The organism is Pseudomonas sp. IT-232MI5, assembly GCF_949767845.1.
GTDB lineage: Bacteria > Pseudomonadota > Gammaproteobacteria > Pseudomonadales > Pseudomonadaceae > Aquipseudomonas.
In genome coordinates this window covers 163176-175686 of the sequence record NZ_CATKQE010000033.1, presented here as the reverse complement: position 1 = coordinate 175686, position 12511 = coordinate 163176, and the positions used below count along the sequence as shown (strand labels likewise).

12 protein-coding genes are annotated in these 12511 nt (G+C 49.1%); 9 read left to right on the top strand and 3 right to left on the bottom strand.

Annotation, left to right across the window (positions count from 1 at the left end):
- Nucleotides 1-8 precede the first annotated feature (8 nt).
- Both ACM6JQ_RS16805 and ACM6JQ_RS16800 read left to right on the top strand, forming a co-directional pair.
- Nucleotides 9-878 (top strand): isocitrate lyase/PEP mutase family protein, encoded by an 870-nt coding sequence (locus tag ACM6JQ_RS16805; protein ID WP_102899786.1) that lies wholly within the window; start codon nt 9-11, stop codon nt 876-878.
- A 303-nt stretch (nt 879-1181) separates the two neighbouring features.
- The gene (locus ACM6JQ_RS16800) at nt 1182-1697 is read left to right on the top strand and encodes a cupin domain-containing protein (protein ID WP_258014136.1); all 516 of its coding nucleotides are present in this window, start codon (nt 1182-1184) and stop codon (nt 1695-1697) included.
- A gap of 91 nt (nt 1698-1788) precedes the next feature.
- Here the strand turns inward: ACM6JQ_RS16800 and ACM6JQ_RS16795 are convergent, their stop codons facing one another.
- Nucleotides 1789-2169, bottom strand: coding sequence for a winged helix-turn-helix transcriptional regulator (locus tag ACM6JQ_RS16795; RefSeq protein ID WP_090455787.1), 381 nt, complete (start codon nt 2167-2169; stop codon nt 1789-1791).
- 96 nt (nt 2170-2265) lie between these two features.
- Between ACM6JQ_RS16795 and ACM6JQ_RS16790 the strand changes: the two genes are divergently transcribed.
- From ACM6JQ_RS16790 to ACM6JQ_RS16770, 5 genes are all read left to right on the top strand, one after another.
- Nucleotides 2266-2673, top strand: coding sequence for a DoxX family protein (locus ACM6JQ_RS16790; RefSeq protein WP_102899788.1), 408 nt, complete (start codon nt 2266-2268; stop codon nt 2671-2673).
- 12 nt (nt 2674-2685) lie between these two features.
- Nucleotides 2686-3429 (top strand): SDR family NAD(P)-dependent oxidoreductase, encoded by a 744-nt coding sequence (locus tag ACM6JQ_RS16785; RefSeq protein WP_102899789.1) that lies wholly within the window; start codon nt 2686-2688, stop codon nt 3427-3429.
- Between the two features lie 895 nt (nt 3430-4324).
- Complete coding sequence (locus ACM6JQ_RS16780) at nt 4325-6133, top strand: transposase (protein ID WP_414894260.1); 1809 nt, start codon at nt 4325-4327, stop codon at nt 6131-6133.
- Between the two features lie 4 nt (nt 6134-6137).
- Complete coding sequence (locus tag ACM6JQ_RS16775) at nt 6138-6998, top strand: TniB family NTP-binding protein (RefSeq protein ID WP_414894259.1); 861 nt, start codon at nt 6138-6140, stop codon at nt 6996-6998.
- Nucleotides 6998-8074 (top strand): hypothetical protein, encoded by a 1077-nt coding sequence (locus tag ACM6JQ_RS16770; RefSeq protein ID WP_414894258.1) that lies wholly within the window; start codon nt 6998-7000, stop codon nt 8072-8074. Before ACM6JQ_RS16775 ends, ACM6JQ_RS16770 begins: the two co-directional genes overlap by 1 nt.
- 449 nt (nt 8075-8523) lie before the next feature.
- On the opposite strand, the gene ACM6JQ_RS16765 is transcribed toward ACM6JQ_RS16770, so the two are convergent.
- Both ACM6JQ_RS16765 and ACM6JQ_RS16760 read right to left on the bottom strand, forming a co-directional pair.
- Nucleotides 8524-8724: an AbrB/MazE/SpoVT family DNA-binding domain-containing protein gene (locus tag ACM6JQ_RS16765; protein ID WP_414894447.1), complete on the bottom strand. Its 201-nt coding sequence runs from the start codon at nt 8722-8724 to the stop codon at nt 8524-8526.
- A 686-nt stretch (nt 8725-9410) separates the two neighbouring features.
- Nucleotides 9411-9695, bottom strand: coding sequence for a helix-turn-helix domain-containing protein (locus ACM6JQ_RS16760; RefSeq protein WP_414894446.1), 285 nt, complete (start codon nt 9693-9695; stop codon nt 9411-9413).
- A gap of 272 nt (nt 9696-9967) precedes the next feature.
- Here ACM6JQ_RS16760 and ACM6JQ_RS16755 point away from each other — a divergent pair, with 272 nt between their 5' ends.
- Together ACM6JQ_RS16755 and ACM6JQ_RS16750 are read left to right on the top strand one after the other, a co-directional pair.
- Nucleotides 9968-10687 carry a hypothetical protein gene (locus ACM6JQ_RS16755; RefSeq protein WP_414894257.1) on the top strand — a complete coding sequence of 240 codons (720 nt, stop codon included), beginning with the start codon at nt 9968-9970 and terminating at the stop codon, nt 10685-10687.
- A 280-nt stretch (nt 10688-10967) separates the two neighbouring features.
- Complete coding sequence (locus tag ACM6JQ_RS16750; RefSeq protein ID WP_414894256.1) at nt 10968-12161, top strand: ATP-binding protein; 1194 nt, start codon at nt 10968-10970, stop codon at nt 12159-12161.
- Nucleotides 12162-12511 lie beyond the last annotated feature (350 nt).

The window sequence follows — 12511 nt, the reverse complement described above, 5'->3', positions numbered from 1 at the left end:
GAGCGATCGTGCCCAGAGTTTCCCATCAAGCATTACGCCGTTCATTTCGCGTGCTGCTGGCGTCCGGTAACTGTTTTCAGACGGCTTCTGTCTTTGATCCGATGTCAGCACGCATTGCCGCCGACCTCGGATTTGAAGTGGGCATTCTGGGTGGGTCAGTTGCATCACTGCAGGTTTTAGCCGCGCCAGACTTCGCACTGATTACCTTGACTGAATTTGTCGAGCAGGCGGCCAGGATAGGCCGTGTGGCGCAGTTGCCTGTCATCGCTGATGCTGATCACGGTTATGGGAATGCACTCAACGTCATGCGAACTGTTCAGGAGTTGGAGCGTGCAGGGGTGGCCGCGCTCACGATTGAGGACACTCTTCTTCCGGCTCAATTTGGCTGTAGATCAACAGACCTCATTAGCACTAATGAGGGGGTAGGGAAAATTCGGGCAGCACTAGAAGCACGCGTCGATCCGGAGCTTTCGATTATTGCTCGAACTAACGCATCAGCTTTATCGGTGCAGGAGGTCGCTCACCGTATGCGTGCTTATGAACAAGCTGGCGCGGACGGAATTTGTATCGTTGGCATACAAGATGTTGCCCATCTTGAGCAGGTCGCAGAGTACATCTCTATTCCATTAATGTTGGTCACCTACGGAAACCCAAAACTCAACGATAACGAACGGCTAGCGAAGCTAGGAGTGCGGATCATCGTTGCAGGTCATAGCGCATATTTCGCGTCCATCAAGGCTACCTACGACTGCCTTCGTGAACAACGCCAGCTCACTCGCAGCACATCAAACTTAAGCGCAACCGAGCTGGCCTATACCTACACATTGCCGGAAACATATTTGAATTGGGCCAGGGACTTCATGGATGTTCAGGAGTGATGAAAATCTCCTGATCAGCTCCTGTTGCTCTGCCGACAAGTTTCCTCCTGCTTGAATCCGCAGGCATGATTTGCGTGCCGAGAAGAGCACTCGCACTCATGCGGTTTGGTCACCCTCAGTTGCGTATTCAGCAGTTTGCTTCCGGAGCGATCCGGGAGCTTTTTTCTTTTCAAATAAGCGCTCGAAGCCCTGAGTGTTTCTGCCTGCTCGATAATGGGTACGGCAGATGACTTTAACTGCTAGCGAGCGTTGTCATGCTCCGGAGATCTAGCAATGTTCGGCTCACAAGCAGGAGCTGTTGCTATGCAAATTCTGATGCTTGAGCACAATGGCTGGATTCCCAACAATCCGAACCTACCTGTACTCGTATACCTCAACGCAATCGCAAGTCAGCACATCGATTTGGCTTCACAGTTTGAGGCAGCTTTCAGCACTAATGGCTGGCCTCTGCAATGGCGTAACGGGGTATACGGTTATCATCATTATCATGCTGAAGGGCACGAGGTGCTTGGCATCGCCAATGGCCACGCTCGATTGATGCTGGGCGGCCCTGATGGCTTTGTAATCCAAGCCAGGGCCGGTGATGCATTGTTGCTACCCGCAGGCACAGGTCTGTGCAACTTGAGCTCCAGCGACGACTTTCTGGTGGTCTCCGCTTGCCCGGCGGCACAGCACGCGGACATCTGTCGCGCGGCACCAAGCAAGTCGCAACTGGTGAAGATTGACGAACTGCCGTTTCCAGATCTAGACCCGGTGCAAGGCGCACATGGCCCCTTACGTAAATATTGGAAGTGCTTGCCGTGTAGAGGGACGAGGTAGATTGACCAGGGCAGGTAACGCAGTATTGGTCGCGATTTGCGCATACCTGCTTCAGAGCGATTCGAAGATCAATCGGGCGAGACACTCAGGCTCAACCGCTTTTAGGTTTACGACCCCGCGAGCTTGGTTTCATCGGTACGCTTTTACCATACTCACTCCACCATAGCGCGAGTGCCTCCATCGTTGGCCCTAGCGCACGGGCTTTTGCCGTCATCTCATATTCGACGCGTGGGGGGACTTCTGCGAAGACTGTTCGCGATACCAGGCCATCGTTTTCAAGTTCACGAAGCTGTGCTGTCAGCATGTGCTGAGTGATACCGCTGATCGCTTTACGCAGTTCTCCGAAGCGATAGATTCGCTGGTTCAACAACCACATGATTTCCAGCTTCCACTTGCCTGAGAGGAGCGCGAATGCACGGCGCATTTCCTCATGCATGTTGATCTGATCGTCATCAATAGTCTGGTTTTCCATACTAAGCACCACTTTTTCATCCTACTTGTAGCTTTTCATATTAGGCGACATCGTAGACCTAAGTCGACGCATCAATGCCTGCTTAGGAAAAGTCTCATGATTGAAATCTACATTTACTGGATCAGCACAACACTTCTGTCGTTGTTGTATTTGGCTTCGGCGACGATGTACCTGGTCAAAAGGGAATGGGTTCGTCAAGCACTCGCCGACCTTGGATATCCCGCCACCCTGATGCCGCTGCTCATTGCGGTGAAGATCCTGGCCGTGGTTGCCATCCTTCTACGCATTAACGTCTCGCTTAGTGATCTCGCCTACGCCGGCATGCTTTATCACCTACTGCTCTCAGCGTTCGCGCATTTAAATGTCCGCAAGCCTAGCGGAGCCTTACCGGCGGCTATCTGTCTCGCGCTGCTGATCACTTCTTTTGTCACCCAAAATGCCGCTCGTGACGTGCCGTCACCTTACGTACAAGTAGCTGCGGCTCATTCATTAACCTCTAAATAACTGGAGATCGTAATGTCCCGACTAAACGGAAAAGTAGCCATTGTCATCGGAGCCGGTCGTGGTATTGGTCGCGCTACCGCAGAGCTCTTTGCAAAAGAAGGTGCAAAGGTCGCCGTTGTTTCAAGGACGGCTGAGAATGTGGCCGGTGTTGTCGCTGAGATCCAGGCTGCGGGCGGTACCGCCCTCGGGGTAGTCTGCGATGTGTCCGACCCGAGTCAGATCAGTGTCGCCGTGGAAAAGGTCGTGGTTGAATATGGGCGCATCGATATTCTTGTGAATAATGCCTTTGACCCTTCAGTGGTCTCATCCTCCGTTCTCGACTTGTCGACCGAGCAGCTGCAACGCAATTTGGAGATGGGGCCGATTGCCTATCTACGGACGATGCAAGCCTGCTACCCACATCTCAAAGCCAGTGGGGAAGGGCGTGTCATTAACTTTGCATCGCTGGCAGGTGTGATTGGCTTGCAAGGTTATGCACCGTACAACATGGCGAAGGAGGCAGTCCGTGCTCTTACTCGCTCGGCAGCAAGGGAGTGGGGCGCTGACAACATTACTGTTAACAACGTCATGCCGGTCGCTGACACTTGGGGGGTTGATGCCAGTACGCCCGCGCCAACCAACGCACTTAACCGTTATGGATCACCTGAGGAGGATATTGCGCCGGTCGTACTGTTCCTCGCCAGCAGGGATGCACAATTCCTGACCGGTTACAGCCTTACCCCGGACGGAGGTCAAATCATCGATAGCGCTCGATAACAGTTACCTCAAATACGATTGCCATTGCTCAAGTGACTCGTCCCCAGCAAGATCCACAGTTGATTCTGATGACCTTGTATTGGCCCGGGCCAGAATACTTGAGACTGCGATTGGGATCGAACATAGCTCGTGATACGAAATGGCGTCCGCAAGCGCAGCGGTAGCACCATAGTTTCCCTTCGACAAATAATCGACCTGGCGACCTACATGGAGTCGGCTGACCGATTCATTTAGACGCCAATTATCGCTTGAGTGGTTCTGTTTGGATCAGGAATGGTTTGCCTCGTGTGTCTGCTTCTGTAGATGCGATAAAAGGGCGTCTCTCAGATCGAACAGTGCCTCGCGCAGTCGCCGATCTTCACGAGCATCGCCAGTATCCGGTTCGAATGTTTGCGCACTGTGAGCCAGTTGCAACCGCGAGCAATCACCGGTTTCAACTGTCGGCTGGCTCAGTCAATGATCGGCTTTTTCTTTTCAGGCCAAGAGTCTTGGTCATTTTTAAAGGCATTGAGAGGGGGATGCGTATGCGGTAAGCGCATTTTGTGACCGATGATAAAAAAAGATAAATACTAAAATACAATCCAAACAACAGCTTACACAGTTTGATATTTAAAAAAGATAAAAAAGACTGGGCAGTTGCTGATTTTATCATTTTCAAACACCCCTTGTTGCCTCTCGCAACGCCCAGTTTTATCTGCCAACTAACCGGGCAGCGAAAGCCGGTTCCGGCTCGTACGGTTTCATCCATTGCTTAAGATGTGTATGTAAATTAGCGAGTTTATCCCGAAGGGATAAACTCGCTAATTTACATACATGCATGAATAGTTCTCGATGGTGTTGAATGTGCTGTGATTTCGACTATAGAGTTATTGACGCTCTATAAGAGGACTCGCCAGTGCCGGTAAATATTGAGCCTGGAATGCGTGTAGTGGCTAAGGGGAAGCTTTCAGTCATACGGAGAGCCATTGATCTGACGACTATTGAGGTCCTATTTGTCAGTAGTGGTGAGTTAGCTATAGTAAAACTCACTGAAATAGAGTTTATAACGCAGTCAGACTCTGTAGGGGGCGCTGCCTTGTCAAATAGGTTGGCGGCCAATGCAACACTAGAAGAGCTGGAGAAGGCTGCCACGAGATTTGAAGTAGTCGAGCAATTAAAACACGGCTCGCTAACTGTCATTAATGCTGCCGCTCGCTTAAATATAACAAAAAATCACGTGTATAAATTGATGAGAATGCACGACAGCGCAATTGGATCGCTCTCGATGCTAACCAATAAGCGAGGAAGAAAATCGGGATCGACACTATTAAAACCCGATATTGAGAAAATAATTATAGAGTCTATAAAGCGAATCTATAATACCCGCGGAGTTACATTCAGTAAGGTTTGGAAGGAGGTGGAAGTACAATGCATTGAATTGGGATTGGCGGCGCCCTCGCGGCAGGTGGTGACAAAAAGAATAAAGTCTATACTAACAGAGTATGAACGAAGTAAAATCAAGCTTGGAACTGATGCTGCGAATCAAAAACACCAACCTCGTCCCGGCAAACTAACAACATCACGACCTCTAGGTTGGGTTGAGATTGATCATACCTTAGTAGATATTCTGATTTTGGCCAACGATCGAATTCACATAATCGGAAGGCCTTGGCTCACTGTTGTCATCGATGTGCATAGCAGAGTCTTGCTCGGTTATTATTTGAGCTTGCACGCCCCATCTGCAGTTTCAGTCGCGTGCGCCTTAAGTCATGCAGTTCTACGAAAAGACGATTTTGTAAAAGGTTTGGGGATGCAAGTTGATGACTACCCTTTCTATGGCGTGCCTGCTGTTATCTATATGGATAATGCTGCCGAGTTCAGAAGCGTGAAGCTCCAGGCAGGGTGCCATCTATTCGGCATTGATGCAATGTATCGTCCTATCGGAAGAAAGCACTATGGAGGCCATGTCGAGCGATTTATTGGAACAATGATGACGAGTAAAGTGCATTTCTTAAAAGGCACTACTATGTCTAATGCAGTAGCTAGGCGGAATTTGAATAGCGAAAAAAAAGCAACGATGACGTTTTCCGATTTCTGCGCCTGGTTTGCTAGGGAGGTTGCCCTCTACCACTCTACAGTTCACTCAGCCTTGAAGAGTTCACCTAGGAAGGTTTGGTTAAATTATTTTTCTCCAAGCGGAGGCATTCCTTATCCCCCGCAGGTGACAGACTCCCACCAATTCAGATTGCATTTTATGCCTGAAGAAACGCGGGTCATCAAGCCAAATGGTATCGAATTTAAAGGTCGTTTTTACTGGGATCCTATTCTTGGTCCATTTGTAGGTACGAAAAAAGTTCTCATAAAATATGATCCATTCTCAATGCGGCAGATCTGGGTGAAAATAGAAGGGGTTTTTTATCCTATCAATACATCGGACCTGACGCTGTCAGATTTAACTCTCGAGGAACACCGAGCTAGTCGCTTCCATGTTGCGGCGGTGCGTGCTGGATCTTTAGATTTCCCTGAGGCAACTTCGCATTACAGGGAAAAGCAGAATATTGAAAATAGCAGCGAACGGCTAACAAAACGCGCTAGGCGACAGCAGGCGGCTGCAGATGTTTATGGTGTCGCATTTCCTGAAATTGAAGTGGGCAGCAAAACTAGGATGCCGACGACAAAACCCAATTATTCGAAAACTCCTAATAAATTTAAATCCGAGGATTAGTTCCATGGATATAGAGCACATTCGGGCGGATCGTCGACACTTAGTGGATAGGGATGCGGAAAGTCGAATTTCAATTATTCAAGAAGATGTCTGGGTTGACTATCAGCCTGGTGAAACAATATTCCGAATGATGAACAATATGGTGGGGGTGCCCCAAAGACAGACGGCGCCATCCTTGTTGGTGATTGGGCCAGGTGGTTCGGGGAAAAGCGCCATTATTTCTCAAATTCGCCATCGAGTAGTTAATAGCAAGGGCTTGTTGTTTATTGATATGGCCGAAGATCCACAAATTGCAGTTAAGAAAAGTCTGCGAGTCGAATTGGCAAAGTCACTCCAACTACCATTTGAATTTTCGGCAAGATTAGACTCTAAGATAGATATCCCCAACGAATTGGGAGAAGCCATAAAATTACGGAAAATATGGGGGGTCGTGATTGATGAGCTTCAAGATGCGCTGCTTCGACCTAAGCAGGAGCAGCGGACAAATATGTCTATCTTAAAGAAGCTCGTAGGGCCTGTATACGGATTAAAGATGTTTGGATTTGGAACTTCGTCCGCCCGACTAGCTTTGTCGTCAAACGATGAGTTCAAAAGACGATTTTTCGAATTTCCCTTAGAAGATTGGACAGAGAGTGAGGCGTTTAGGTCGTTTCTTTTTGAAATCGAAGAATTACTGCCGCTCAAGCTCCCTTCAAATTTATATACTGAGGAAATGACTCGAGCCATAATCTCGATATCCTCAGGTCGGATGGATAAAACAATTGAGCTGTTAAGGTGCGCAGCTTCATATGCTATTCGACGCAATATAGAACGCATAGATATTCAGTGCTTGAAATGGGCCGCCCAAAATCCATGGGGATATTAATGAATCTGTTTTCCTGCATTCCAACTCCCTGTGATGCTGAAACCTTCAGTTCATGGTTATTTCGGTGCTGTCAAAGTCGTGCGACTATTATGCCTGAACGCACAGAGTTACTTGCTCGCCCTAGTTGGACTTGGAGTGGAAACCTTATCAATGTCGCTGATCCTGACTTTGACTTTAATGCCGAATTTTTTGTCCGAGCATGTCAAATCTTGAAAGTCGATCGGCATTTGATGTCCGTCTATTTCCGATTTCGAAATGAAGGACTTGTCAGTTGGGAATATCGATATTGGTTTTGCCCGGATTGTCTCCGTAATGATGTGCGAGAGGGGAAGATTCCAGCGTGGCGGCAGGATTGGTGCAGTTCGTACTCAGTTTTCTGTGGAATACATAGAACTGAATTGCTGAGGCTGAAAGGGCGTGCAACCTATTCCAAAGCTTGGGATGCTTACGTTCAGATTTGCAATGAAGAAACAGTTGAGTCAAGTTGGAAAAACGAAAAGTTTGTAAGGCTGCGTTATGTTTGTTTCAGTAAAATTAAAAAATGGATGAATCTGGCAGTCGAATGCGGCAAAATGCAAGAGGTGGACGGTAAGCTGTTTAGACACCTATACTGCATTTTTTTGCAGCTACCGAATGGGCGTACTGATGCAGGTGTCGCCAGAACTTTTTTTCACCAGGGAAGGGTGAAAAAACACTCTGATCTACTTACCTTCAAAGAAAATCTTTTTATCTGCTGCCAACTTAGTGATCCTCGTAGTAGGTTTGGAAGTATGCTGCTGCTGGGTATGCTGCTCGAGATTATTTCGCAGCGATATTTCTCGACTTTCGAGCGCTATTGTGGAGTGGCTAAGGTTTATTTTCCTCTAGCATCGGGAATTGAAAATACTATTTATCTCGGAGATCTGAGCAGGGAGGATTTTGCTTACTTACATGAATTTTTAGGTATCTTTCCTAGGGGGAAATGGCCCAAGTTAGATGCGTTCATCGCTCGGCAAGAAGCGCGATACCGACAGGCAGGTGTTTGCTCAGGTATGAGATTAGGCGAGCGGCCTGAAAGCGAGCTTTTTGACCGCTAAATCCGAAGGGATGTGCTAAAAGTATCTGAAGTACGACGGGCTTTCTTATTGCTCAGGTGAGGATACATTTTAATTGGTATCGTGCACGGAAGAGGTTCGTGGTATCCCCAGGCGTTGCGAAATATCAGATTAACACTGGGAGCTAGTATGCACTCCTAATGCAGCTCCTAACTTTCAGCCCTCTCTGCCTCTAATGGGTAACCATAGCTTGACTCTCGTTCTACAATGGAGGCGATTGAGTGGGGCGTGACACTCAGGAGTGTCCATATCCGGCCCATCGACAATAGTGTTCTAACCGAAAGGTGAGTTTGGCGGGGATCAAGTTGTCTGGCTAAAATCCCCTGCGCAGAACTCGCACGTTCAAACTCGGACGCAAATCTTGTCGTGCTTGCTGGTTTCAAGACGTTGGCGCCTGAGTAAACCTGCTGAAGCTAAGGATGCTCCGCGGGCTAGGGCTGAGTACAGGGGGAAGGCGCTGTATTTCGCTTCGGCTTGAGGACTATCGCGCCATTTACCACTTCGATGGTCAACTCGTCCCCAAGGCCTAGACCTAATCGGGTAAGCAATTCTGGGGGCAGATCGACGATTACGTCGCCAGATCCATCGGAAGCCTCTTGGCATTTGACTGTCCAGCGTTCGCTTTCGCTCATGATCGTATGACTCTCATTCAGTCGTTGGATAGTTTTCATTACGCTCGTGCTGAGTTCTATACGGACGGATAGCAAGCACTGGTAGTCATGGTGATTGCTGCCGGTCGCGAAAGGTGCAAAGCGAATGGCGAATCAAGAGGGACCCTTTGTTTACTGAAGCTTGGCGCAAGAATTCCTTTATTGTCTATCGTATGCGGCTAAAAGACTTCATATCTTCTCGAACGCTTCCGATCGGAAAATCCACTGAATGATCAAAGCTGGTCACTCGGCTAACAATGGCAGAGCCTGTGGGATCTTGGCAACATTATCCGGTTGGAGCGCGACCAGATAATTCCGCTCGAAGCTTCATAACGAGGCAGGTGCGTGGGCGACGATTCGCGACTCTTTCCACTATCCGAGGCACCCGCTGGATCGAGAAGATACTGGTTCAGTTAACACGAGGGTTAGCATTCTGATGCTGCGGCGCTTCAGGACATTGCAGATACGCCGCGGTGAGAGACTGGTCGGCGGTAGTTGCCGTGGCTCCGGAACGATTTGTCCATCTGGCAGGTTCGACATCGGGGCAATCTGAAGATTTTCCTATAGGGAGCGCCTACGGAGTCGTCAGGCGCGCAAGGTCCAGACATCTGAGTAAGTACGAGAGACCAGATTTCGCTCCGCGCTAATTCTGCATAACCGGCTGCAAGCTATGAGTTTGGATCCGTGTTGATCTCGCACCGAATACGTTCAAGCAGTGAGTTAAAATCTGTATCCGAATCTAGGATCAAAAAACTTTCAAAAAGGAGGGTAAGCGGATGAACCCCCATTCTGTGGGCAAGCTCCGATGCCTTTTCCAATGTGACGTTCTTAAGGCCACGCTCAAGCGTACTGAGATACGTCCTGCTGCTGACGATTCCGAAATCTTCTTGGGTCAAGCCGTGGCGAATCCGCGAGTTTCGTAACGCAATGGCAAATGCTTCCCTGAGTTCCATTTTGCTTATCCACAAAAGGAACGATGAAGCCTTTTTGAACTCTATAGAGCTACAATCTATAGTGTTCATTTTCTGGCGATTTGGTGTCTGCATTAAGAAAATGACGGCGTTCATTGGCCATTGGCAAACACACCTCCAATGACGGCGCTTGCGGACGCGGATAACGTCGCCCAGCGGGAGGATCAATGCCAGAGACGGGACGCCGTCCATAGTGTTGACAAAAGGAAGGCGTCAAATGAGGAGGCACGACGCATTTTGAGATTGACACCTCTATGAAAATCAAACCGCCACGGTCGCCCGTCTGCATCGACTTGCCAGAGCGTACGCTCCTTGAACATGGAGCGTTTTTTGTCCGCTTGCGAACGCTAGATGAGTTGGAGGAATTTTGGAGCACGTATCAGGACGAATTTGCTTTCGCTTGCGAGGGAAAAAGCTCAGAGAGACCGAAATTTTTGAATGAGTATGATTGGGTGTTTGGCCCGACGAAAGCCGCGGTCATATCAACGGTTCTGCGCTGGGGAAAATCGGACATCGGCTGTGAATTTTATGATTGGGTGAAAAATGATCCTTTGATGCACGAAATGTTTTTTTTGGATCGTGATGCAGACCGCGATTTCATGATCAAAAAGGGCGTTTGGACAGAAAAGGATGAGATAGATTTTTGCACCGACTGCGCTCTTCGATCCTCAAGCACATACCGCGGATGGTGGCGATTTTGCAACCTGCCCGACGGATATAGCGCTAGTGAATGGCTGAATGGCGGCCAAAGCCACCAGGAGTTGATTGATCCTCATATGGATCCCCTGGTAGCTGCGACCATCCTGCAAGAGCAGATATTCGATGATTGGAGGCAATCTGACTTTTGGGAGATAGAGTCGCACAACGTAGAAAGTATCAATGAAATCATAAGCTACTGGAAAAATGAGCGTGCAAAAGGCGAGGGCTATTACGGCGACGAAAACGAGCCCCCCCAAGAGAACTGGTTGAAATAGAAACATGCTTAATCCGTCGACACGTCCCAGTCAAGTGAGTGTACAGATCATATGGCTCCCGCTCTTTGCCCCTTGAAATTAAAGAGCTTATCGCACAAGGATAAACTCACTAATTAAGAAGGACATGAGATTTCGAAATTTGGGGAGAGCGTTCCTTTGGTCAATGGCTTCATGCCCCCCTTTTTTCTAACGACTCTGTGGACTGGCCAAGGGCGACCTCACTCTGCAGCTAGTGTAGTAACCCTCGCGAGGTATGGGACCAAATGGCTTTGATACACCGATGAACCTCGCTCACAATCCCTACATTGCCGGTGCTGGCTTGCCCCCTCCGATACTGGCGGGACGAGACGCGTTGCGTAATACGGTGCGGGTTGCGATCGCTCGACTTCGTGTTGGGCGATCTGCGAAGAGCGTGCTGATGGTCGGCGTGCGCGGCGTGGGTAAAACTGTATTGCTGCAGCAAATGCGGCTCGACGCGGAAAGGGAAGGCGTTTACACCCTTCAGCTTACGAGCCATGAAACATTATCAACGCCCGTCGTATTGGCTATTCAGCTGCGTGAGTTCTTGCGGTGCGTCAGTTGCATCTCCGCTCCGACAGCCATCGAGCAAGGCGTCTGTCACCAAACTGCGTATTCCGCATCGACTCTCAAGGGAGCGCTTACTAGCATACAAGTTGATTCCAGCTCTGAGGCAGAGGGGGAACCTCCCAGCAATGGAGGGCGATTGGAGGATCTAAGCACGACCCTCGAGTGCGCCGGGCTGGCAGCAAAGTCGAGAGGAACTGCATTAGTGATCTTTATCGACGACGCTCATAATCTTGAGAAGAGTCAATTGGGCACGCTTATTTCGGCCTTGCAACGATGTTCACTATCGCGCCTGCCAGTGATGCTCGTCGGCGCCGGCCTAGCCCCCCTTCGTGAGCTTGCGGGCGATGCTAAGGCGTACGCCGAGCGATTGTTTTATTTTCCGGGCATTGAACTCCTCTCTGGGAAGGATGCTGCTCAAGCCATTACTCAGCCCGCTGGTAATGAGGGCATAACCTTCGAGACAGCAGCTGTCGACCTCATCGTGGAAAAGACCAGAGGGCATCCGTACATTATCCAGGAGTGGTGCAAGCAAGCATGGGGTGTGGCGTGCGATGACACGATCACGGTTACTGTCTTACAAAACGTATTGAGGTCGACTTTAGCATCCCTGGATGAAGGATTTTTTCGGATCTGCTTTGACCTCCTTAATGCGAGGGAAAAACAGTACCTTCAGGCCATGGCTGATATTTGCCCGGAAAAAAATCGTACGGGAAAGATTTCCGATCGAATGGGAAATAATAGAGTCAAAGCGGTCGCATCAGTTCGCCGCAGCTTGATCGCGAAAGGGCTTATCTCTGGCCCAAGTCATGGTGATACGGTTTTCGCAATACCTTTTTTTGACGGATTTATAAAGCGATCAATGGGTACTCAACAGGAAGGGCGTTGAGTCACTATGCGGTGTCGAGTACCGCCCAACCCAGCATCTGAGCTGGGGCATTTGATAGGCCAATCGCCGTGTTACGAATGTAAAAAAGCCCACTATCAAAGTGAGCTTTTCTTGGGTCTCCGGGTGGAGGCTTCACGCCCGCGAATCCCAGAGCAAGTAGTCGTACGTTATTGCTCGAGGCTTGCCTTGTCAACACTTTTGGCAATGCGAGAATCCATGTTTGCATAATCAATTTCCTTGAAGAGTAAGCGCCACCTTCAATTTCTCTTGGTGGAGATTTCTCCCAATTCAAATGATACAGCTCACATTTCTGATGAACACCCAGGTTATTGCGTTTGCCGGAGTGATGC